We start from the raw sequence: 22237 nt of genomic DNA on the forward strand, positions 1-22237 counted from the left end.
GGGTTCCCGCCGCGGCCGCCTCAGGCTAAGAAAAGTCTGTTAATTAAATGTTAATGTTTTTTATTATTGATTTGTCTGGCTTTTTTGGTTGAAATTCGGATTGACTATCCCTCACTGGCCGGGCGAGCGAGTATGCACATTATTATTCTGGTTATTAGCAAAATATGGGCGAGGCGATGAACGCCAGAATAAACGCCAGGCATGGCCTGCCGCTAACGGTTCAGCTGATCAATCTTTTCATGCTGGCCTTTTTACTTTCCCTGGTGGGTATTCTTAGCCGGCCAATTGGCTCGCTTTCCTTATTTTGGCCGGTGAATGCGATTCTGCTCGGTCTGCTGCTGCGCAAACCCATTTACGCCACGCCGCTCGGCTGGCTTACCACCTATCTGGGCATGATAGTCGCCGATCTCATTACCGGCGAAGGCTGGTCCCTGGCGCTGTGGCTGAACGCCTGCAACATGTCGCTGATCGCCGTCGGTTACGGCATCATGCTGATGCTGCCCCAATCTCAACGGCGCATGGGCAAGCCCCAGGCGATACTCTATATGTTCAGCGCCAGTTTGGCCGGTGCGGCGGTGGCGTCGACGCTGTCGGTGCTGCGTAATGACAGCCTCTATAACAACACGGTGGTGATCGCCTGGCTGGCCTGGTTCAGTGAGCAGTTCTCGACGACCTTGCTGCTGTTGCCGGTGCTGATGGCGGCGCCGCGGCTGAAGCAACTGTTGCGCATGCAGGTGCGTTGGCGTTTGCAAGGTTGCCTGCCGCTGCTGGCGCTGCTGCTGTCGCTGGTGTTCAGCGTCTATATCGGCGGGCCGGGTGCTATCGCCTTCCCGATCCCGGCGCTGCTGTGGTGCGCGGTGCGCTACCAGCTGTTCCCCGTGACGTTGCTGACGCTATTGACCGGCATGACCGAGATCAGCAGCATTTCCGCCAACCTGATGCTGTATGAAACGCCGAACAACCACAACGCCTTCCTCGATACGCTGATGTCCGCCCGATTGGGCATCGCCATGCTGGTGATGGGGCCGCTGATCCTCGCCAGCTCTATCGCCGCCAACCGCAAGCTGATGCGGCGTCTGGAGCACAGCGCCAACCACGATTTTTTGACCGGCGTGCTGGCGCGCAGCGCGATGACGCGTAAAGCGGGCGAGCTGCTGGAGCATAAACATCGCTCCAAAGAGGCGGTGTCGCTGTTGCTGATCGACATTGATCATTTCAAGCAGATCAACGATACGCACGGCCACAGCGCCGGCGATCAGGTTTTGGCGTCGTTTGCGCACATCGTGCGGCGCGAGCTGCGGCACGATCAGCTGTTCGGCCGCCTGGGCGGGGAAGAGTTCGCCATCATGCTGCCGCGCGCGTTGGCGGCGCAGGGCGTGGCGTTGGGGGAACATTTGCGCCGGCTGGTGGAGCAGACGGCGCTGCAGGTGGAAGGCAAGCAGACGTTGAAAATCACCATCAGCGTCGGCGTCGCCAGCCTGGCGATGAACGAAGTGAAATCGCTGGAGCAACTGATGAACATGGCGGATATCGCGCTGTATCGCGCCAAATCGCAGGGGCGTAATCGGGTGGAGTCGTTCAACGTGGTGAACGGCAACAGCGTCGAGCATATCCTGTTCCGTTAGGGCTCGACGCCGGGCAACCGTTGCTTACAGGCTTTTCAGCGCCTTGATGGTTTCATCCATGTCGATCTCGTGCTCGGAGAAGGTATGGGTGGTGTTCTGGAAAGTGGTGATGGTCAGCATGCGCAGCGTTTGCATGGCCTGTGCCTGCTCTTCTGACTGCGGGCGAATGCGATTCATCAGCAGGCCGACCGACAGCACGGTGTTCTCTTTATCCACATCGGCTTTGACCGGCACTTCCTTGGTGAAGGTATTGAAAGACTTGATGCTGGTGATCTTGATTCTTTCATTGGCGATGATGATGTATTTGCTGGGCGCCAACACTTTGACCGCATAAGCCGACGGACCTTTGGTGTTATTGGTCGGTTCGAAGGTCACCGCCGCGTTTTTCTTAATCAGCTCCGGATTCTGCACTTTAATCACGTGAAAATAACGATTTTCTCCGTTCTCGTCGGTAATAAAGCCGAAGCCTTTGTCTTCAAAAAAAGTCGTTATCTTGCCGTTCATCGCTATTCTCACAAAAGGGATCAATACAGCGCTTATGATAGCGCGGAATGCCTTGCAGCGACAGATTGCGCGGGCGGCATTTAGTCATGCGATAACGGCATTTAGCGGCTTTCCCCCCACATGCTATGTTCATGCTGACTTCATTCAATGCGAAAAAGGAATATCGATGGGCATCAAACGTCTCAATCACGCCGTGCTGTATGTCAGCGATGTGCGGCAGAGCGCCGACTTTTATCATCAGGTTTTGGGCTTCAAGCTGAAGCCGTCCGACAGCCCCGACCGGGCGGTATTTACCCAGGCCGCCGATTCAGACAACGATCACGATTTGGCGCTGTTCAGCAAGAATCTGGGCCAGCAGCGCGCCGGGGTGTTTCGCGCCAACAACGAGCCGCCGGCAGAGCATGAGCCACCGGCCGGGCTGTACCATCTGGCCTGGGAAGTGGACAGTCTGGAAGAGCTGGAGCGCATTCGTCACCAGCTGGCCGAACGCGGCATTCTCGGGCTGGAAGAGGATCACGGCGTACACAAAAGCATTTATGGCCACGATCCGGACGGACTGCTGTTTGAGGTGACCTGGTTTATTCCGCCGGCGCTGCTGACCGAAGAGGATAAAAACCGGCAGGGAATTCGCCCGCTGGATTTCGCCGCCGAGAAGCGGCGTTTCGCCGGCCTGTAAGCGGATCAGGTGCGGGGCGCTGCGGCGCCCCGACGATCACAGCACTTTGTTGAGGAAGTTAACGGTGCGCGGGTGCTGCGGCTGAGCCAGCACCTGCCTGGCGTCGCCCTGTTCGACGATCTGCCCGTCGACCATAAACACCACCCGATCCGCCGCTTCGCGCGCAAAGCCGATTTCATGCGTGACTACCACCAGCGTGACGCCCAGATCTGCCAATCCCTTAATCACGTCCAGCACTTCGCCGACCAGCTCGGGATCGAGCGCGGAGGTCGGCTCATCGAACAGGATCACCTTCGGGTTCAGCGCCAGCGCGCGCGCGATGGCGATGCGCTGCTGCTGGCCACCGGAGAGGTGGCGCGGGTAGGCATCCGCCTTGTGGCGCAGCCCGACGGTATCCAGAAGTTCATAGGCCACCGCCTTCGCCCGTTCGCGGGAGTGAATTTTGTGCACCACCGGCGCTTCGATGATGTTTTCCAGCACCGTCAGGTGCGGGAACAGGTTGAAGTTTTGGAACACGTAGCCGACGTTGATGCGCTGCCGGAGAATGGCCTTTTCCTTCAGCTCGTACAGCCGGTTGCCCTTGCGGCGGTAACCGACGTAGTCGCCGTCGATGCGGATAAAGCCTTCGTCCACGCGCTCCAGATGGTTGATCGCCCGCAGCAGCGTCGATTTGCCGGAGCCGGAAGGCCCGAGGATCACGGTTACGGTGCCCGGCTGCAGCGTCAGGCTGACGTCGTCCAGCGCCTTGTGTTTGCCGAAAAACTTGCTGACGTTGCTGATTTCGATCAGGCCGCGCGCCGGCACCGGGGTGAGATTGCGCGCCGGCTGTTCGGGCAAGGCGTAATAATCAATGGCTTCAGACATGCGGGTCTCCTAACGTTTTAGCCAGCCGGCCAGTTTCTGCCAGGGCGTCGGCGGCAGTTCGCGCACCGCGCCCCGAGCAAAATAGCGCTCGATGTAGTATTGGATCACCGACAGCGCGGTGGTGATGAACAGATACCAGACGGTGGCGACCATCAGCAGCGGTATCACCTGCTGAGTGCGGTTATAGATCACCTGGATGGTGTAAAACAGCTCCGGCAGCGCCAGCACGTAAACGATCGAGGTGCCTTTCGCCAGGCTGATGATCTCGTTGAAGCCGGTCGGAATAATGGAGCGCAGCGCCTGCGGCAGAATAATGCGGAAGGTGCGGCGATAGCCCGGCAGGCCCAGCGCCGCCGCCGCCTCGTGCTGGCCGTAATCCACGCCCAGAATGCCGCCGCGGATGATCTCGGCGGTGTAGGCGGACTGCACCAGCGTCAGGCCCAGCACCGCCACGGCGAACTGGCCGAGGATGTCGATGGTCGGGTAACTGGCGAACACCACCGAGGTAAAGGGAATGCCCAGCGAGATGGCGTCGTACAGATAGGAAAAGTTATACAGGATGATCAGCACCAGGATCAGCGGCAGCGAGCGAAACAGCCAGATATACCCCCAGGCCAGCGACGCCAACAGGTAAGAGCGCGACAGCCGCGCCAGCGCCAGCAGGGTGCCGAACAGGATGCTGAACAACGTGCCGAGCAGCGTCAGCAGCAGGGTCTGTCCCAGCCCCGCCAGCACCGCCGGGGCGAAGAACCACTCGGCGAACACGCCCCATTCCCAGCGCGCGTTGCCCGCCACCGATTGCACGATGGCGGCCAGAATAAACAGCGAGAACAGGGCGCCGATCAGCCGCAGCGGATAGCGGGCGGGCACCACTTTCAAGACTTCTTGTTTGGACATGTCATGTCTCCTGACTACAGATAAAGGGGGTTTAGGCGATTTTCCTTTCTGACGCGCAACAACACGCGTCCTCTGCAATCAGGCTTTTGCGGAACGGCAGGCGGCCATCGTAGGGCGGGCGGCTGTAAACCTCGCTGTCAACGGTGGGATCGAACTGCGGCTGGTAACCGTTGCTCAGGTACAGGCCCACCGCTTCGGGCTGGCGAAAGCCGGTGGTCAGGTAGAGCCGGCGATACCCCTGCGCCAGCGCCAGCGTTTCCAACTGCTGCAACACCCGCTGCGCCAGGCCCTGGCGGCGCAGATCGCCCCGGGTCCAGATGCGCTTCAGCTCGGCGGTTTGCCCGTCATAGCGTTTGAAAGCGCCCATGGCGATCGGCGCACCGGCGCGCAGCAGCACGATGAAGGCCCCTTGCGGCGGTGCATACAGGTCCAGCGGTTCCGGTTCCTGGTCACCAAAATAGTCGCCGTAGCGCTGACGATATTCGCCGAATAGCCCCTCGATCACCGGGGCGATCAGCGGATCGGTCGGCAGCGTCTGAATGAAAGTGTCTTGCGTCATCGCACGCTCCTAATCGCCCAGGCCGGGCGGGTTGATTTCCGACTGCGCAAGGCGTTCGACGCTCTCGCCCCAGCGGTTGAGCACCTGATCGTACTGTCCGCCGCGGATCGCGCCGTTCAGCGCTTCATTCACCGCCTGCACCAGGCCATTGCCTTTACGGGTGGTGACGGCGATGTGCGCCGCCTTGGGCCAGCCGCCTTCCACCGTGCCCGCCAGCCGGGTGCGGCCGTTCAACGCCGCCTTATAGGCGCCCAGCACGTTCGGCCCGAAGTAGGCATCGGCCCGGCCGGACTGGATCGCCAGCGTGGCGGCCGCATCGTCGGTCACGTAGATCGGCTGGAAGGGTTTGAGCCCCTGTTGCCGATTCTGTTTGTCCCACGCCAGCAAAATTGCTTCCTGATTGGTGCCGGAACCGACGATGATCTTTAATCCGGCGATATCGGCAGGCTGTTTGATCGTTGCGATCTTGCCGCCGGTTTTGACGTAAAAGCCGAGCGAGTCGATGCGGTAGGTGGCGAAGTCGAAGCGGGTTTTGCGTTCTTTGGTCACGGTGACGTTGGTGATGGCCGCGTCATACTTGCCGGAAACTACCCCCAGCGGCCAGTCTTCCCACGAGGTTTGCACTACGTTCAGCTCCAGGCCCAGGCTGTCGGCCACCAGTTGCGCGATATCCACTTCGCTGCCGATAAGCCGCCGGTTGTCGGCGGCGAACAGCGCCAGCGGCGGCGTGTTGAGCGCGGCGATTGCAACGGTGAATTGGCCCGGCTTCACGAAGTGGAAATCGGCCGGCAATTTGGCGATCGCCTGCGGGTTTTTCGGCGCATGGATCGGGGTTTCATTGGCCTGTAAATCGATGCCGGTGCCCGCCTGCGCGGCGCCGGTCAGGCTCAGCAAGGCCGCCACGAGGGCGGCGGTAACGGTTTTTTGCATAGCGGGTATCCCTGACAGCGTTCTTATTATTGGGTGAATCTGTTCAACGGGCGCGTCAGGCCCAGGTGCTCGCGCAGCGTGTCGCCATGGTACGCCCGGCGGAACAGGCCACGTTGTTGCAGGATGGGCACCACCCGATCGACGAAGTGGCCGAAGGCGTTGGGCGTGCCGCCGCTGATGATGAAGCCGTCGGCGGCTTCGCCGTCGAACCAGCGTTGCAGGCCGTCCGCCACCGCTTCCGGCGTGCCGCTGAACGCCGGGCGCGGCGAAGCGGCTTCCAGCGCCACCTGGCGCAGCGTGAGGTTCCGCTCGCGGGCATTGCGCTTGATGGCGTCGGTGGTGCTGCGGAAGCTGTTTTGCCCCAGATCGCCGATGTCCGGGAAGGGGGCGTCCAATGGGTGGCGGGAAAAGTCGTAATGTTCGAAGTAGCGGCCAAGATAGTTGAGGGCGTTCTCGATGCTGACCAGGCGGGCGGTCTCCTGGTATTGGCGCTCGACGTCCGCGTTGTCGTCGCCGACGATCACGCTGACGCCCTGGAAGATGCGCAGGTCGTCCGGCTCGCGCCCCTGTTCCACCAGTTGCCGCTTCACGTCCTGATAAAAATCCTGCGCCTGCTCCAGCGTGTCGTGATGGGTGAAGATCGCATCGGCGTGTTGGGCCGCCAGCCGTTTGCCGTCTTCAGAGGCGCCGGCCTGGAACAGGATCGGGCGACCCTGCGGCGTGCGACCGATGTTCAACGGCCCCTGCACCGAGAAGAACTCCCCCTGGTGATTGAGGGTGTGCAGCTTCCCGGCCCTGAAAAATTCGCCGCTGGCTTTATTGCGCACGAAGGCATCGTCTTCCCAGGAGTCCCACAGCCCTTTGGCGACGTCGAGAAACTCACCGGCAATGCGGTAACGCAGGCTGTGTTCTGGGTGTTCTTTGCGCGAGAAGTTTTTGGCTGAGCCTTCCAGCGGCGACGTCACCACGTTCCAGCCGGCTCGGCCGTTGCTCAGGTGGTCGAGGCTGGCGAACTGACGGGCGACGGTGAACGGATCGCTGTAAGAGGTGGAAAGGGTGCCCACCAGGCCGATTTTATCGGTGGCGGCGGACAGCGCGGCCAGCAGGGTGAGCGGTTCGAAACGATTAAGAAAATGGGGAATGGACTTTTCGTTGATATATAACCCATCGGCGACAAACACGAAATCGAATTTCCCCTGTTCGGCTTTTTTCGCCGAGGCGATATTAAATTCGAGGTTGATGCTGGCGTCGGCGGTGGCATCCGGGTGGCGCCAGGCGGACATATTTCCCGATGCGCCGTGCAGAATGGCGCCCAGCCGTAATTGCCGTTGATTATTCGCGTTGTCGCTCATCGTGATTATCCTGTCATGCGCCGCAAAGGCGCGCGGTGTCTGATGTGTCCACTATTGATGAGCGGCAACGGGATGTAAAACAACAAAACAGCATATTCAAATGTTGAAAACTGCAAATATCACGGCGAGCGAAAATAATAATCCCCGGCGCGGCATCTGCGGCGTCGGGGAAATACTCTTTCACGTTATTCAGGCGTTGCTGAGGGCTTTTTCTGGCGCGGTAGTGAGCTGTTGCAGCGTGCGTTCCGCCAGCAGTGTGAAATATTGTGCGGCGGGGAACAGGGCGCGTTCATCGGGGTTGAAACGCGGATGATGCAGGCCGAATTCGCTGGCGGAGCCGATGCTGACGAATACGCCCGGCACATGATGCAGATACAGCGCGAAATCTTCACCCCCCATTTGCAGCTCCGCCTCTTCGACCCGGTAGCCGGCCTCGGCGGCGACGGTTTTGCTGAACGCCGCCCAATGGGCGTCGTTGATCACCGCCGGCGGCCCCGGCTGCCAGTGGAGTTCTGCCTGCGCGCCCAGCGCGGCGGCAACGCCGTCGATCACCTGGCGAATTTTGTCCGGCACCTGGCGGCGCACCGCGTCGCTGTGGGTGCGCACCGTGCCTTCAAGCTCGACGGTTTGCGGCAGCACGTTCCAGGTATTGCCGCCTTCGATGCGCGTCACGCTCACCACCAGCGATTCCAGCGAGCTGAAGCTGCGGCTGGGCAGCGTCTGCAGCGCGCCGACGATCTGGCTGGCGGTGACGATGGTATCGACGCCCTGTTCCGGTTTGGCGGCGTGGGCGCCTTTGCCGGTGATGCTGATCTGGAAGCGATCGACGTTGGCATAGAACGGCCCGGCGCGGGTGGCGAAGGTGCCGGTGGGCAGCTCCGGCGCGTTATGCAGGCCAAATACCGCCGCGACGTTATCCAGCGCGCCGGCGTCGATCAGGTGCCGGGCGCCGTTGAAGGTCTCTTCCGCCGGTTGGAAGAAGATGCGCACCGTACCGGGCAGCTCGGCCTCACGCGCTTTGAGCAGGTGCGCGGCGCCGAGCATCACCGAGGTGTGAAAGTCGTGGCCGCAGGCGTGCATCACGCCGCTGTTTTGCGAGCTGAAGGGCACGTCGGCGATTTCGTCGATCGGCAGGGCGTCAATGTCGCCGCGCAGGGCGATGATCGGCCCTTTGCCGCTGCCGATCTCCGCCACGACGCCGGTTTTCAGCGCCAACGGAAGAATACGAATGCCCGCCTCTTGCAGCCAGCGGGTCAGCCGGGCGGTGGTGGCGAATTCGTGATTGGAAAGCTCCGGGTTTTGGTGCAGCTCACGCCGATAGGCGATGATCTTTTCTGCCAACTGGCTGGTCATAGGCTTGGCTCACAGTGGGAAATAAACCCTAACCCTAGTGCAGGGGGCGCAGAAGCAAAAAGACCATCTGGTTATATTTCATAGCGATTGCGTCTGCATGGGGGCGTCAACGCTGGGGGCAGCGGGCGGGTTTGGGCGTTCGCGCGTTGTTCGCCGGCGCAGGGAGAGGATTGGCCTGGAACGGTAACGTATCGCAACCGGTGCAATGCATTTACACCGGGCAACACGGATTTTTTCACTCTTTATCGGATTTCTGTGATCGCGGTGGTGGACAAAATCCTGCCTGCTTGCTGTACTGTAATCGACACAGGTTTTGTGTCTTTCATTCACGTTAAAGGTAAGTTTGATGTCTAAGATTAAAGGTAGCGTTAAGTGGTTTAATGAATCCAAAGGCTTCGGTTTCATTACTCCGGAAGATGGTAGCAAGGACGTTTTCGTTCACTTTTCTGCCATCGTTAGCAATGGTTTCAAAACGCTTGCTGAAGGCCAGCGTGTAGAGTTTGAAATCACGAACGGTGCCAAAGGCCCATCTGCCGCTAACGTTACTGCTATCTAAGCTGCGTAGCTGAATTTCTTAAAACCCGCTCATTGAGCGGGTTTTTTATTGGGCGCGTTATGCGTCGCTGCGGCGGGCCAACAGGCTGAACAGCAGGATGGCGATGGCGTAACAGCCGACGATGGTCAGCGCCATCGACAGGCCCGAAGTGCCGCCCAGCCCGGTGAGCGGCACGGCGCAGGCGCCAAGGGCGAACATGCACACGCCGATCAAGGCCGAGGCGCTGCCCGCTTTGTCCCCCTGGCTTTGCATCGCCAGTGAAGAGGCGGTCGGGCCGACGATGCCGATCACCGCCACCGAGAAGAACAGCGGCACCAGCAACACGGCCAGCGGCGCATGCAGCGCGGCGGCCAACAGCAGCAACAACGACGCGACGGCCGCCAGCGTTAACCCGCCCCTCAATACCCGGCGTTCCCCCCAACGTGAACTGAGACGGCTGGCCAGTTGCGCCGCAATGATCAGCCCGACGCCGTTAATGGCGAAGCACAGGCTGAACATCTGCGGGCTGAGGCCGTAGATCTGCTGCAAGACGAAAGGCGAAGCGCCGATATAGGCGAACATGCCGGCCATCACGAAGCCCTGTGTCAGGCACAGGCCCATGAAATAGCGCTGGGTCAGCAACCCGCCGAGCGACATCAGCATCGCCAGGATACCGCCCTGGCTGCGGCGCTCGACCGGCAGGGATTCGCGCAGCTTCAACGCCGACAGGCTGAACAGCAGTACGGCGATGGCCGCCAGCACGCCGAAGATACCGCGCCAGTTCATCACCTGCAGCATGACGCCGCCCAGCACCGGCGCGACGATCGGCGCCAGGCCGTTGACCAGCATCAGCAGGGCGAAGAAGCGGGTCAGTTCATGGCCGGCGTACAGATCGCGGGCAATGGCGCGGGAAATCACCGCGCCGCCGGCGCCGGCGATGCCCTGCAGCAGGCGGGCGATCAGCAGCTGGTCGATGGTGGGCGCCAGCGCGCACCACAGCGAAGCGCCGAGCAGCAGGATCAGCGACAGCAACAGCGGGCGCATACGGCCCAGCTTGTCGCTGTAAGGGCCAAAAATCAGCTGGCCGACGCCCAGGCCGAGCAGCCCGGCGGTCAGACTGAGCTGCGCGGCGGCGGTAGAGGTATTCAGCTCGCCCGCCATTTCCGGCAGGGCGGGCAGATAGAGATCGGTGCACAGCGGCCCCAGCGCGGCCAGCAGGCCAAGCACGACGGCGTACACCAGACGTTGTCTGGCTAAGTGTTTGGTCATGGGAGATTAAGATTTCCTGAACAGGTGAGAAATGGCCTGCTGATACAAATCGCGCAGCAGGGACGCATCGGCTTTTTGCGTGGTAAGGATACGGTAACCGGTGCCTTCGCTCATGACGGCGATAAACTCCACCCGCGCGGCGATCTCCTCCGCGCTGAAATGGGGATACAGCCGCTGCAGATTGTGGCACACGTGGCGAAACAGCCGCGCTTCCGCATCGCTAAGCATTTTGGCCACCACCGGGTTGCGCGTGGCCTCGGCGGTCACTTCCAGCATCAGCATGTGATCGGTTTCGCTCTCGCCCGGCTGCTGAAACAGCGTGCGCGCCGCCAACGTGCCGGCGATCAGGTTGATGTGATCGCCAAGGTTTTCCAGCCGCTGCATCTTGTTGGTGATGATGCGGTTGACGATCTCTTCGATAATCGCGTCTTTATTGGCGAAATAGCGATAGATTTGCCCGACGCTGAGCTGCGAGCCCTGGGCGATCTCCGCCATGCTGGCGGCGTGGAAGCCGTGGCGGCGAAAGCTGGTTTTCGCCGCTTCGACGATCTGATCGCGGCGAGCCTGCACTTTGGCCTGTTTACTGTCGTTGGGGGGGAGCATCTGCCCGATCCTTTGCTACGCGTGAGCCGGGTTCACATTTTTGAGTGTGAACGTTCATTCTCAATTGTAGTGTAAACGGCCGGAAAGACGCAAGATGAACGCGTGCTGCGGGGAAAAGGCGCTTATGTGAACAGGTAGGATTTGATAAAGGCGGCGACGATCAGGACGCACAGCGCAACGGCAATCGCTTCGGCGGCGGTTTTCGGCAGGCTAAACATAGCGGTTTCTCATCCAGTCAGGGGTACTGGATGAGATTATGCGCATGCAAGATTAAGGAAACATTAAGGGCTTAGCGCCCGTTGAGCCACATCACCAGCATAAAGGCCAGCAGCGTCATCGCCAGCGAGCCGGCCAGGTTGAGCAGCATGTTGGCCAGCGCCCAGCCGAAGCGGCCATCCTGCATCAGGTATACCACCTCCAGCGAAAAGGTGGAGAAGGTGGTCAGGCCGCCGCAGAACCCGGTGGTGATCAGTAATTTCCAGGTGGGATCCAGATGCGTCATGCGGGTGAAAATCGCCATCGCCAGGCCGATGATAAAACCGCCGATCAGATTGACCATCAGCGTACCGAGCGGAATGTGGGCGTTCAGCGGATTCATTTTCATGCTTACCGCCCAGCGCAAAACGCTGCCGACGCCGCCGCCGATAAATACGGCCAGTAAAGAGCTCAACATGGGGCAACTACCTTTCAATCAGAGAAATTCACGAGGCTCGGAAAGGGACAGGCGTAACGCTACGCGCCTCTCTCCGAGAGGTTACGTAGACATCATCAGCCTGTGAAGGCGGTTAGGGAGGAATGTCATCTCCAGCGTGCCGCACGGCCTTTTTCGCCGCACCCGGTGGATGTTACACCTAACGCCGCCTATTTTGTAGTATCGACACTCTGCGAGGTAAAACGGATGGAAATCAGAACGGCGCGTCTGAGCGACCGGCACGCTATCGCTGAATTAATGACGGCGCTGGATTATCCCGGCACCGAGGCGTTTCTGACGCAGCGAATGCAGCAATTGTTGGCGCATCCGGATGAGGCGCTGCTGGTGGCGGCGGACGGGGAGCAGGTGTTGGGCGTATTGTCGCTGCATTTCCTGCCGCAGCTGGCGTTGGCCGGCGACATTGGCCGCATCAGCTATTTTTGCGTCGACGATCGGGCGCGCGGCGCGGGCGTAGGGCGGCGGCTGCTGGCGGAAGGCGAGGCGCTGGCGCACCGTCGCGGCTGCGATCGGCTGGAAGTCCATTGCCACAGCCGTCGCGAGCGGGCGCATGCGTTTTACCGGCGCGAAGGCTTTGTCGAAGCGCCGAAGTATTTTGCCAAGTTATTAAGTCAGTAAGTTACTCCCCTGGCGGCGCCGCCGTTTCCAGCCGGTTGCGGCCATTCTGCTTCGCCCGATAGAGCGCGCCGTCGGCCGCTTTCAGCCAGTCAAGATAGCCGCCCAGCGCGGGGTGGTAGTCAGCGATACCGGCGCTGATCTGCAGCCGCAGCTGCGGCGCCTCCTTGAAGCTGACCGCGTCCAGCCGCTGCTGGATGCGGCGCAGAACGATTCCCGCCTGTTCAGCGTTAGTGTTCGGCAGCACCGCGCCAAACTCGTCGCCGCCGTAGCGCCCGACGATATCCACGTTGCGCATGCCGATCAGCAACTCTTCCGCCAACGCCGCCAGGGCCTCATCCCCCAAAGCATGGCCGAAGGTGTCGTTGATGGTTTTGAAGCGATCGATATCCATCAGAATCAGCGTGGCGTTATCCTGGTAGCGGCGGCAACTGTCGAACTGGCGATGCAGCAGGTGCTCCCAGTGGCGGCGGTTATATAAGCCGGTCAGCCCATCGCGGGTGCTGATGCGTTGCAGCTCCTGTTTCTTTTCCGCCAGTCGTTTGGCGGTGCGGTAGGTCACCAGCCCAAGCAGCGTCGGATACAGGTAGATCATCGGCAGGCACAGATAGATTTGCAGCGCCGTGCTGTGCGGGTGAAACGGGAAGCCGAGCAGCGCGGCGGTGAGCATCGCCGTGGTCAGTTGAATGGCCAATCCTTTCACAAACAGCGCTTTGCCGGCCGAAGCGATGTTGTTCATGCTCATCATCGACAGGATGACGATGGCGGGCAGCGCGTTGAACGCCATCATCGCCGCCCAGAAGCCGCCGAAGGCGGAGTCGATCAAGAGGTTGCGGATCTCGGCTTTGAACGGTTCTTTGGCGCGGCAGGCCAGCCGATAGGCGAGATGCGGCCAGAGAAAGCCGTGAAAGGCCAGCAATAGCCAGACCGCCGTGGGCGGAGCCAAGGGGTAGAGCGCGGCGCAAACGCAGATAAAGCCGAGCCCCAGACCGGCGACGCGGGGCAGATAGGTGCGTTTGGCGAAGCTGAGGCCGGATTTTCGGGCATCGAAAATGGGTGGAGCAATATACATCCGGCATCTCCCTGATAGGCATCACGGCAGCGTAGCATGCGGGTGATAAACTAAGAATAGTCTTGGATTCACACCGCGGGGGCGCGTGGCATTCCTGCGACGGATCTCACTCTGTTACATGTTGCGGTTGTGCGAGCCGAAGGAAAGTCGCTAAATATTCGCAGGCAAGGTCAGTTTTTCTCGCTGTTCACGCAGCGCTCTATGATAAGAAGGTGAGTATGGAAGGTATCAGCATTACCAAACTTCTGGTGATTGCGGTGTTGGTGATTTTACTGTTCGGCACCAGCAAACTGCGCACGCTCGGCGCCGATCTTGGCGCGGCGCTGAAAGGCTTTAAAAAAGCGGTGGGCGATGACAGCACGCCGCCGGCCGCCGGCAACAATGCCGCCGAGAGCCAGTCCGCTCAGCAGAGCGTCGAAAAGAAAGACGTTTAATTCCGTCTGATGGCGCGCAATAAAAAACGGATGCCTTGCGGACATCCGTTTTTTGGCGTTTCCGCCGTCTTTAGCGTAACAAACTATTACGCGTTATTTCACTTCCATCCCTTTGGCCTGCAGATCGGCGTGGTAAGACGAACGCACGAACGGGCCGCAGGCGGCATGGGTGAAGCCCATCGCCATCGCTTCTTCTTTCATCTCGTCAAACTCGGCCGGGCTGACGTAGCGCTGCACCGGCAGGTGGTGACGGCTCGGCTGCAGGTACTGGCCCAGCGTCAGCATGGTCACGCCGTGGCGACGCAGATCGCGCATCACTTCAATGATTTCCGCGTTGGTTTCGCCCAGGCCAACCATCAGGCCGGATTTGGTCGGGATATCCGGGTGCGCTTCTTTAAAGCGCTCCAGCAGCTTCAACGACCACTCGTAGTTGGCGCCCGGACGCACCTGGCGGTAGACGCGCGGCACGTTTTCCAAGTTGTGGTTGAACACGTCCGGCGGCGTGGCGGTGAGGATCTCCAGCGCGCGATCCATACGGCCGCGGAAGTCCGGGACCAGCGTTTCAATTTTGATGTTCGGGCTCTTGGCGCGGATGGCCGAGATGCAGTCGGCAAAGTGTTGAGCACCGCCGTCGCGCAGGTCGTCACGGTCAACCGAGGTGATCACCACGTAACGCAGCGCCATGTCGGCGATGGTTTGCGCCAGCTTTTCCGGCTCGTTGGCGTCTGGCGCGATCGGGCGGCCGTGGGCCACGTCGCAGAACGGGCAACGACGGGTGCAGATAGCACCGAGGATCATAAAGGTGGCGGTACCGTGGTTGAAACACTCGGACAGGTTAGGGCACGAAGCTTCCTCACAGACGGAGTGCAGGCCGTTTTTACGCATGGCGGCTTTGATGCCCTGAATGCGCGTTGAGTCGGCAGGCAGTTTGATCTTCATCCACTCGGGTTTACGCAACAGCTCCTGCCGTTCGGTGACCACCGTTTTGACCGGGATCAGCGCCATTTTGTCAGCATCGCGGTATTTGACGCCGCGTTCCATCTGAATTGGTTTACTCATAATCGTGCAGGTTCCAGTTACGAAGCTCGACCGTCTGGTAGCCGAGTAAATGAACAAATTCCTGTACCAGGATTGGGTGTATGTCTTCAATGCCAACGCCGGGCGCCAGCGCGCTGACCTGCGTCATCTGCATGCCGGCGTAACCGCAAGGGTTGATGCGTTGGAAGGGGCTGAGATCCATCGCCACATTCAGGGCCAGGCCGTGGAATGAGCTGCCTTTGCGGATCCGCAAACCCAACGAACAGATTTTCTGCTCCCCCACGTACACGCCGGGCGCATCCGGACGGGCGCGCGATGCGAGGCGGAAGTGGGCGAGGGTGTTGATAACCGTATCTTCTATCGCCGTGACCAATTGGCGTACGCCGACCTTGTTGCGCTTCAGATCGACCATCACGTACATCACCTGCTGGCCCGGCCCGTGGTAGGTCACCTGGCCGCCGCGATCGCTCTGGACAACCGGGATATCGCCGGGCATCAGCACGTGTTCGGCTTTGCCGGCCTGGCCCTGGGTGAATACCGGGTGATGCTGCACCAGCCACAGCTCGTCCGGCGTAGTCTCGGTACGACTGTCGGTGAAGTTATGCATGGCTTGGGATACAGGCGCGTAGGGCTGCAACCCCAGCTGACGCAAAATGATCTTGTCTGGTTGCAAAAGAGTCATCGTCAGGTTACAGAAGTGGTAAAGCCATTATACCGGGCGCTCCGGCTGGCGGCCAGCCTTTCGCTGACCAAAAATGCGCAACCCGGGAAGACGCTGCGCCATCCCGGGTTGATAAGCAGGGGTTTATGCTGGAATTACAGCACCATGCGAACAATTTCAATGTTGCCCAACTCTTCGTACAGGGTTTCGACCTGCTCGATGTGAGTGGCGTTGATGGTGATGGAAACCGAGTGGTAGTTGCCTTTGCTGCTCGGCTTAACCTGCGGGTTGTAATCGCCCGGCGCATGGCGCTGCACCACTTCAACTACCTGGTCAACCAGCTCAGGCTGCGCCAGGCCCATCACCTTGTAGGTAAACGAGCAAGGGAATTCGAGCAGTTCATTCAGTTTAGTTTTTTGCATGTGCGTGCGCTCCAGAGTGCTAGCTAATCTATAAATTATAACTCCCGCCGGGGCGGGAGTTAATGTTATTCAGTATATGGGGGCAATTTCGCCCGTTTCAACCGTTAACCGAACCAGTGGTGGAACATCAGTTTGATATAGTCCACGATGCGGCTGAAGAAACCGCCTTCTTTCACTTCGTTCATCACCACCAGCGGACGCTGGTCGATGGTTTTGCCGTCCAGCTGGAAGTTGATGCTGCCCACCACCTGGTTTTTCGCCAGCGGCGCGTGAATTTCCGGCGTGTTCAGCACATAGCTGGCCTTCAGATCTTTCATGCGGCCGCGCGGGATGGTCAGGTAGACGTCTTTATCCACGCCCAGCTCAACGCGGTCGGCATCGCCGAACCAGACCGGCTCGGAGGCGAACTCTTTACCGACTTTCAGCGGTGCCACGGTTTCGAAGAAGCGGAAGCCCCAGGTCAGCAGTTTCTTGCTCTCGGCTTCGCGGCCTTTGTAGGTGCGGCCGCCCATCACGGCGGAGATCAGACGCATCTGGCCTTCGGTCGCCGAAGCCACCAGGTTGTAACCCGCTGCGTCGGTATGACCGGTTTTGATGCCGTCGACGTTCAGGCTGTTATCCCACAGCAGACCATTACGGTTCATCTGGCGGATATTGTTGAAGGTGAACTCTTTTTCTTTATAGATCGCGTACTCTTCCGGCACGTCGCGGATCAGCGCCTGGCCGATCAGCGCCATGTCGCGCGCCGAACTGTACTGGCCCTGGGCATCCAGGCCGTGTACCGTCTGGAAGTGAGTGTTCTGCAGGCCCAGTTTGCTGACGTAGGTGTTCATCAGGTTAACGAATGCGTCCTGGCTGCCGGCGACGTAGTCGGCCATCGCCACGCAGGCGTCGTTACCGGACTGCAGGTTGATGCCGCGGGTCAGTTTGGAGACCGGCACGCGATCGCCCGGCTTCAGGAACATCAGCGAAGAGCCTTTGAACACCGGGTTGCCGGTCGCCCAGGCGTCCTGGCCGACGGTCACCAGATCGTCCTGGCCGATTTTACCCGCTTTCAGCGCCTGGCCGATGACGTAGCTGGTCATCATTTTGGTCAGGCTGGCCGGATCGCGACGCGCATCGGCGTTCATCTCGGCCAGCACCTTGCCGGAGTTGTAATCAATCAGGATGTACGCTTCCGCATCGATCTGCGGGACACCTGGGATCATGGTTTTGATGTTAACGTCATCGGCGTGCGCAACGGAGGCTGCGCTCATTGCGATAACGGTGCCGAGGGCGATGCTTTTGATTAAGCGAAAAGAAGTTACTTGTTTCATGATCGGGACTACAACATCCGTGAAAGTAAAGTTAAAAAACGAGCCACACTATAGCAGATGCGATCCCGGCAGGCATTACCCATTCATCTGACTAATTGCGGTTAGTGCCCTTTTAGCTGCAAGAAAATGTTTCAGCTAAATAACCGCTTATCGGCCGTGAATGCCCGCCGGGCTTAACGCTCAGGGTGCAGCAGTAACGAAAGACTGTTGTTGCGCTTCGCTCGCCAGGCGTTGCTGCAGCTGAGCCGCCTGCTGACGGCTGCTGAACGGGCCGAGCTGAACGCGATAAACGTTGCCGTTGGCCGCTACTTTGCCCGGGACGCCAAACTGTTGGCTCAGGCTCTGTTGCCAGCTCTGGGCGCGTTCGGCGCTGCTCAGCGCGCCGACCTGCACCACGTAGCCGCCGGAAGAGGCGGCGGCAGCCGTACCGACAGCCGCTGCGCCGGCCGCGACCGGTGCGGCCACCGCTGCGACTTCAGGTTCGGAACCTTCCAGCACGCCGGCCGGTAATGCGCTTGGCGCGCCGAGGAAACCGCTGCGGCCGTTGGCGGCATTGCCGCCGGCAGCAGGGGCGCTGTTGTCGTCGGTGCGCAGGGTGCTGTTATCGATCGGGCGCACCGCCGCGCCGCTGGCGATCGGCACGTCCTGTTGAATGGGGGTGCCCATGCCGCTGGAGCCGAGATCCGGGCGCGCCGGCAGGGCGTAGCTCTGTTTCGCCACGATGGTGCCGATGGTGCCGGGGCCGCTCAGCGTGCCATCCGGCGCCACGTTGATGAAATCGACTTTGACCTTGGTGTTGTTGGACAGGTTGAGGCGATCGGCGGCGGCTTTCGACAGATCGATGATGCGGCCCTTGGTGTATGGCCCGCGATCGTTGACGCGCACCACCAGCTGACGGCCGTTGGCCAGGTTGGTGACGCGCACATAGCTTGGGATCGGCAGCGTTGGGTGCGCCGCCGTCAGGCCGTTGGGGTCAAACTGCTCGCCCAGCGCTGTGGTGTTGCCGTTGGCCTCTTCGCCATACCAGGCCGCCAGGCCGGTCTGAGAGAAGTTCTGCGGATCTTTTACGATGCGGTAAGTATCGCCATTAACCTTATAATCCTGCATGTTATTAGGGTTATAGGGTTCATATTGAGGCTCGACGCCGCCGATTTCCACCACCGGGCCGTTGTACGGCTGCGGAGGGGCTTGCTGTTCCGTGGTCGGGGCGGTACAGGCGGAGAGCAACACCGCCGCGACGCCGATCCAAAGCCATTCCTTACGCATTACTCACCTCTTATAAACTTTTAGACAGCATTTTCCGATGCGTGTGGATCGACATGATGATGCCGAAACCGGCCATCAACACTATCAGCGCCGAACCCCCGTAACTGACCAGAGGCAAAGGTACGCCAACTACCGGCAAAATGCCACTGACCATACCGATGTTAACAAAGACATAAACGAACAAAATCAGCATCAAGCCGCCGACCATCACGCGGCCGAAGGTGGTTTGCGCCTTGGCGGCGATCATCAGCCCGCGAATGATCACCAGCAGGTAGAGCGCCAGCAGCACCAACACCCCGATCAGTCCCAGCTCTTCGGCCAACACGGCGAAGATAAAGTCGGTATGGCGCTCCGGCAGGAACTCCAGCTGCGACTGGGTGCCGTGCAGCCAGCCCTTGCCGGACAGGCCGCCGGAGCCGATAGCGATCTTGGATTGAATGATGTGATAACCGGCGCCGAGCGGATCGCTTTCCGGATCGAGCAGCATCATCACGCGGTCGCGTTGATAACCGTGCATCAGGAAGAACCACAGCACCGGGATAAAGGCCGCCAGCGCGACGGCGGCGACGGCGATCAGCTTCCAGCTCATGCCCGACAGGAACAGCACGAACAGGCCGGAGGCGGCGATCAGGATTGAGGTGCCGAGATCCGGCTGCGCGGCCACCAGCAGCGTCGGCAGGAAGATCAGCACCAGCGCGATGGCGGTGTTTTTCAGCGAAGGCGGGCAAACGTCGCGGTTCATAAAGCGCGCCACCATCAGCGGCACGGCGATCTTGGCGATTTCCGACGGCTGGAAGCGCACCACGCCGAGATCCAGCCAGCGCTGCGCGCCTTTACTGATCTGGCCGAAGGCGTCCACCAGGATCAGCAAAATCACGCAGAAAATATACAGATAGGGCGCCCAGCTTTCGTAGACGCGCGGCGGGATTTGCGCCATGACGGCCATCACGATCAGCCCCATGACGATCTGCCCGATCTTGCGCTCCATCATGCCGATGTCCTGGCCGCTGGCGCTCCACATCACGAAGGCGCTGTAGACCAGCAGGGCCAGGATCAGCAGCAGGAACGTCGGATCGATGTGGATTTTGGTCCAGATCGAGCCTTTTTGTTGGCTTTCAGTCATGTTCTACCTTAGTCACCTTCTACGCCAGGCGGCAGCGGGGCCTCGCTTGGCAATTGCGTATTGTTGTCGCCCAGCAGAATATGGTCGAGGATCTGGCGGGTGATGGTGCCCACCGCCGGACCGGAGCCGCCGTTTTCCAGAATGATGGCGACCGACACCGTCGGGTTGTTGAACGGCGCGAAGGCGGTCATCAGCTTGTGATCGCGCAGGTGCTCCGCCAGTTTGTGGGCGTTGTAGGTTTCGTAGCCGAATACCTGTGCGGTACCCGATTTCGCCGCGGCTTTATAAGGTGCGTCCGCAAAGTACTTGCGCGCCGTCCCGTTCGGACGGTTGGCCACACCATACATGCCGTCTTTGGCGATTTCCCAGAAGCCGGAGTGAATATCGCCGATTTGCGTGCTCTCTTCCTGTTTGAACGGCACCAGCGCGCCGTTGACGCGGGTGCTCTGCAGCAGGTGCGGCGTTTTGACGGTGCCGTCGTTGATCAGGGTGTTCAGCGCTTTGGCCATCTGGATCGGCGTGGCGGTCCAGTAACCCTGGCCGATGCCCACCGGAATGGTGTCGCCCTGATACCACGGCTTTTTATAGCGTTTCAGCTTCCACTCGCGCGTCGGCATCAGGCCGGATCGTTCTTCGGACAGATCGATGCCGGTGTACTGGCCGTAACCGAATTTGGTCAGCCAGCTCGACAGCCGATCGATCCCCATGTCATAGGCGACCTGATAGAAGTAGGTATCCGCGGATTCTTCCAGCGCTTTGGTGACGTTCAGGCGGCCGTGGCCCCATTTTTTCCAGTCGCGGAAGCGTTTTTCCGAGCCGGGCAGTTGCCACCAGCCGGGATCGAACACCACGGTGTTTTTGGTGATCACCCCGGCGCTCAGCGCCGACACCGCGATGTAAGGCTTCACCGTTGACGCGGGCGGATAGACCCCCTGCGTAGCGCGGTTGATCAGTGGGCGATTCGGATCGTTCAGCAGGCCCTGATAGTCCTTGCTGGAAATGCCGTCCACGAACAGGTTCGGGTCGTAACTCGGGTTGGACACCATCGCCAGGATGGCGCCGGTGCGCGGATCGCTCACCACCACCGCGGCGCGGCTGCCGACCAGCAGCTGCTCGATATAGCGCTGCAGATCAAGATCGAGCGTCAGGTAAACGTCCTGACCGGCGGAAGGCGGTTGCTCGTGCAATTGGCGGATCACCCGGCCGCGGTTGTTGACCTCGACCTCTTCATAGCCTGTTTTGCCGTGCAGCGTGTCTTCGTAATAGCGTTCGATGCCCAGCTTGCCGATATCGTGGGTGGCGGCGTAGTTGGCCAGCTTGCCGTCTTTGTCCAAACGTTCGACGTCGCGGTCGTTGATCTTCGACACATAGCCGGTGACGTGGGTGAGGGCGGAACCATAGGGGTAGTAGCGGCGTTGATAGCCTTTCACTTCCACGCCGGGGAAGCGGAACTGATTGACCGCAAAGCGGGCGACCTGCACCTCGGTTAGCGCGGTTTTCACCGGAATGGAGACGAAACGGCGTGAGCGCTTACGCTCTTTTTCGAAATTGGCGATGTCGTCGTCGGTCAGATCGACCACCGTGCGCAGCGCCTGTAGCGTGGCTTTGAGATCGTCGACCTTCTCCGGCATCAGCTCCAGCTGATAAATGGTGCGGTTGAGCGCCAGCGGGGTGCCGTTGCGATCGTAGATAATGCCTCGGCTGGGCGCGATGGGCACCAGCTTGATGCGGTTTTCGTTGGAGCGGGTGCGGTAATCCTCGACGCGGACCACTTGCAGATTATACAGGTTGGCGATCAGGATGCCGGACAGCACCAGGATGACCAGGAACGCCACCAGGGCGCGGCGTACAAACAGGGCGGATTCAGCCGTATAGTCGCGAAAAGGGTTACGTTCTATTTTCATCCCGCTGCTTTATTTCACTCTGTCACGGTCACCACCGGCTATTCCCGGTGGTAAGGATGATTTGTTGTAATACTCCAGGCGCGGTAGAGGCTTTCGGCCACCAGGACGCGCACCAAAGGATGCGGCAGCGTCAACGGAGAAAGCGACCAGCTCTGCTCGGCAGCGGCTTTGCAGGCGGGCGCCAGCCCTTCCGGGCCGCCGATCAGCAAGCTGACGTTGCGGCCATCCTGCTTCCAGCGCTCAAGCTGCTGCGCCAGCTGCGGCGTTTCCCACGGCGTGCCTGGGATATCCAGCGTAACGATGCGGTTGCCTTTGCCCACCGCCGCCAGCATCTGTTCGCCTTCCTTGTCCAGAATGCGCTTGATGTCGGCGTTTTTGCCGCGTTTGCCCGCCGGGATCTCGGTCAGCTCAAACGGCATATCTTTGGGAAAGCGGTGCAGGTAATCCATAAAGCCGGTTTGCACCCAGTCTGGCATTTTGGTGCCGACCGCCACCAATTGCAGTTTCACC

The 22237-nt window shown here is 60.2% G+C and carries 24 protein-coding genes and 1 riboswitch; of the genes, 5 read left to right on the forward strand and 19 right to left on the reverse strand.

Annotation, left to right across the window (positions count from 1 at the left end; translation table 11 throughout):
- Positions 1 to 176: 176 nt before the first annotated feature.
- A complete protein-coding gene (locus ACTJJ6_RS11075) occupies positions 177 to 1625 on the forward strand; it encodes a sensor domain-containing diguanylate cyclase (protein ID WP_033634293.1) in 1449 nt (482 codons plus the stop codon).
- 24 nt (positions 1626 to 1649) lie between these two features.
- On the opposite strand, the gene ACTJJ6_RS11080 is transcribed toward ACTJJ6_RS11075, so the two are convergent.
- Positions 1650 to 2129, reverse strand: coding sequence for a cold-shock protein (locus ACTJJ6_RS11080; protein WP_016928791.1), 480 nt, complete (start codon positions 2127 to 2129; stop codon positions 1650 to 1652).
- Positions 2130 to 2295: 166 nt separating this feature from the next.
- On the opposite strand from ACTJJ6_RS11080, the gene ACTJJ6_RS11085 reads away from it, so the two are divergent.
- Positions 2296 to 2805 carry a VOC family protein gene (locus ACTJJ6_RS11085; RefSeq protein ID WP_016928790.1) on the forward strand — a complete coding sequence of 170 codons (510 nt, stop codon included), beginning with the start codon at positions 2296 to 2298 and terminating at the stop codon, positions 2803 to 2805.
- Between the two features lie 36 nt (positions 2806 to 2841).
- On the opposite strand, the gene ACTJJ6_RS11090 is transcribed toward ACTJJ6_RS11085, so the two are convergent.
- The 6 genes from ACTJJ6_RS11090 to ACTJJ6_RS11115 all read right to left on the reverse strand — a co-directional run bounded on the left by ACTJJ6_RS11090 (position 2842) and on the right by ACTJJ6_RS11115 (position 8760).
- On the reverse strand, positions 2842 to 3669 hold the full coding sequence (locus tag ACTJJ6_RS11090) for an amino acid ABC transporter ATP-binding protein (protein WP_015376924.1): 828 nt from the start codon (positions 3667 to 3669) through the stop codon (positions 2842 to 2844).
- Positions 3670 to 3678: 9 nt separating this feature from the next.
- A complete protein-coding gene (locus ACTJJ6_RS11095) occupies positions 3679 to 4566 on the reverse strand; it encodes an amino acid ABC transporter permease (protein ID WP_004940038.1) in 888 nt (295 codons plus the stop codon).
- 31 nt (positions 4567 to 4597) lie between these two features.
- Positions 4598 to 5125 carry a GNAT family N-acetyltransferase gene (locus ACTJJ6_RS11100; RefSeq protein ID WP_016928789.1) on the reverse strand — a complete coding sequence of 176 codons (528 nt, stop codon included), beginning with the start codon at positions 5123 to 5125 and terminating at the stop codon, positions 4598 to 4600.
- 9 nt (positions 5126 to 5134) lie between these two features.
- On the reverse strand, positions 5135 to 6055 hold the full coding sequence (locus tag ACTJJ6_RS11105) for an ABC transporter substrate-binding protein (protein ID WP_004940036.1): 921 nt from the start codon (positions 6053 to 6055) through the stop codon (positions 5135 to 5137).
- Between the two features lie 26 nt (positions 6056 to 6081).
- A complete protein-coding gene (locus tag ACTJJ6_RS11110; RefSeq protein WP_440801420.1) occupies positions 6082 to 7407 on the reverse strand; it encodes an LLM class flavin-dependent oxidoreductase in 1326 nt (441 codons plus the stop codon).
- A gap of 189 nt (positions 7408 to 7596) precedes the next feature.
- Positions 7597 to 8760, reverse strand: coding sequence for a M20 peptidase aminoacylase family protein (locus ACTJJ6_RS11115; protein WP_033641098.1), 1164 nt, complete (start codon positions 8758 to 8760; stop codon positions 7597 to 7599).
- Between the two features lie 346 nt (positions 8761 to 9106).
- Between ACTJJ6_RS11115 and cspE the strand changes: the two genes are divergently transcribed.
- Positions 9107 to 9316 carry a transcription antiterminator/RNA stability regulator CspE gene (gene cspE / locus ACTJJ6_RS11120; RefSeq protein WP_004940030.1) on the forward strand — a complete coding sequence of 70 codons (210 nt, stop codon included), beginning with the start codon at positions 9107 to 9109 and terminating at the stop codon, positions 9314 to 9316.
- 57 nt (positions 9317 to 9373) lie between these two features.
- On the opposite strand, the gene ACTJJ6_RS11125 is transcribed toward cspE, so the two are convergent.
- From ACTJJ6_RS11125 to crcB, 3 genes are all read right to left on the reverse strand, one after another.
- A complete protein-coding gene (locus ACTJJ6_RS11125) occupies positions 9374 to 10564 on the reverse strand; it encodes a multidrug effflux MFS transporter (protein WP_033641097.1) in 1191 nt (396 codons plus the stop codon).
- Positions 10565 to 10570: 6 nt separating this feature from the next.
- Entirely contained in the window at positions 10571 to 11167 is a 597-nt protein-coding gene (locus tag ACTJJ6_RS11130; RefSeq protein WP_016928784.1) for a TetR/AcrR family transcriptional regulator, read from the reverse strand.
- A gap of 289 nt (positions 11168 to 11456) precedes the next feature.
- Complete coding sequence (gene crcB / locus ACTJJ6_RS11135; protein WP_016928782.1) at positions 11457 to 11840, reverse strand: fluoride efflux transporter CrcB; 384 nt, start codon at positions 11838 to 11840, stop codon at positions 11457 to 11459.
- Between the two features lie 79 nt (positions 11841 to 11919).
- Positions 11920 to 11982, reverse strand: a riboswitch (Fluoride riboswitch).
- 83 nt (positions 11983 to 12065) lie between these two features.
- Here crcB and ACTJJ6_RS11140 point away from each other — a divergent pair.
- Positions 12066 to 12494 (forward strand): GNAT family N-acetyltransferase, encoded by a 429-nt coding sequence (locus tag ACTJJ6_RS11140; RefSeq protein WP_028128233.1) that lies wholly within the window; start codon positions 12066 to 12068, stop codon positions 12492 to 12494.
- 1 nt (position 12495) lies between these two features.
- Here the strand turns inward: ACTJJ6_RS11140 and ACTJJ6_RS11145 are convergent, their stop codons facing one another.
- Positions 12496 to 13563, reverse strand: a complete 1068-nt coding sequence (locus tag ACTJJ6_RS11145) for a diguanylate cyclase (RefSeq protein WP_079450890.1) — start codon at positions 13561 to 13563, stop codon at positions 12496 to 12498.
- A 218-nt stretch (positions 13564 to 13781) separates the two neighbouring features.
- Here ACTJJ6_RS11145 and tatA point away from each other — a divergent pair, with 218 nt between their 5' ends.
- Positions 13782 to 13997 carry a Sec-independent protein translocase subunit TatA gene (gene tatA, locus ACTJJ6_RS11150; RefSeq protein ID WP_004940019.1) on the forward strand — a complete coding sequence of 72 codons (216 nt, stop codon included), beginning with the start codon at positions 13782 to 13784 and terminating at the stop codon, positions 13995 to 13997.
- 93 nt (positions 13998 to 14090) lie between these two features.
- Here tatA and lipA read toward each other — a convergent pair whose 3' ends face one another.
- The 8 genes from lipA to rlmH all read right to left on the reverse strand — a co-directional run bounded on the left by lipA (position 14091) and on the right by rlmH (position 22236).
- Positions 14091 to 15056: a lipoyl synthase gene (gene lipA / locus ACTJJ6_RS11155; protein WP_004940018.1), complete on the reverse strand. Its 966-nt coding sequence runs from the start codon at positions 15054 to 15056 to the stop codon at positions 14091 to 14093.
- Positions 15049 to 15717 carry a lipoyl(octanoyl) transferase LipB gene (gene lipB, locus ACTJJ6_RS11160; protein WP_015376934.1) on the reverse strand — a complete coding sequence of 223 codons (669 nt, stop codon included), beginning with the start codon at positions 15715 to 15717 and terminating at the stop codon, positions 15049 to 15051. The genes lipA and lipB overlap by 8 nt, the downstream gene beginning before the upstream one ends.
- A gap of 134 nt (positions 15718 to 15851) precedes the next feature.
- Positions 15852 to 16118 (reverse strand): DUF493 family protein YbeD, encoded by a 267-nt coding sequence (gene ybeD, locus ACTJJ6_RS11165; RefSeq protein WP_004940012.1) that lies wholly within the window; start codon positions 16116 to 16118, stop codon positions 15852 to 15854.
- 104 nt (positions 16119 to 16222) lie between these two features.
- Positions 16223 to 17434 (reverse strand): D-alanyl-D-alanine carboxypeptidase DacA, encoded by a 1212-nt coding sequence (gene dacA / locus ACTJJ6_RS11170; RefSeq protein ID WP_004940010.1) that lies wholly within the window; start codon positions 17432 to 17434, stop codon positions 16223 to 16225.
- 180 nt (positions 17435 to 17614) lie between these two features.
- Entirely contained in the window at positions 17615 to 18700 is a 1086-nt protein-coding gene (rlpA, locus tag ACTJJ6_RS11175) for an endolytic peptidoglycan transglycosylase RlpA (RefSeq protein ID WP_016928776.1), read from the reverse strand.
- 10 nt (positions 18701 to 18710) lie between these two features.
- Positions 18711 to 19823: a peptidoglycan glycosyltransferase MrdB gene (gene mrdB / locus ACTJJ6_RS11180; RefSeq protein ID WP_004940006.1), complete on the reverse strand. Its 1113-nt coding sequence runs from the start codon at positions 19821 to 19823 to the stop codon at positions 18711 to 18713.
- An 8-nt stretch (positions 19824 to 19831) separates the two neighbouring features.
- Positions 19832 to 21727, reverse strand: coding sequence for a peptidoglycan DD-transpeptidase MrdA (gene mrdA / locus ACTJJ6_RS11185; protein WP_016928775.1), 1896 nt, complete (start codon positions 21725 to 21727; stop codon positions 19832 to 19834).
- 38 nt (positions 21728 to 21765) lie between these two features.
- Positions 21766 to 22236, reverse strand: coding sequence for a 23S rRNA (pseudouridine(1915)-N(3))-methyltransferase RlmH (gene rlmH / locus ACTJJ6_RS11190; protein ID WP_004940002.1), 471 nt, complete (start codon positions 22234 to 22236; stop codon positions 21766 to 21768).
- Position 22237: the final 1 nt, after the last annotated feature.

Source organism: Serratia sp. 22278 (genome assembly GCF_052045405.1).
In the GTDB taxonomy this organism is placed as follows: Bacteria; Pseudomonadota; Gammaproteobacteria; order Enterobacterales; family Enterobacteriaceae; genus Serratia; species Serratia marcescens.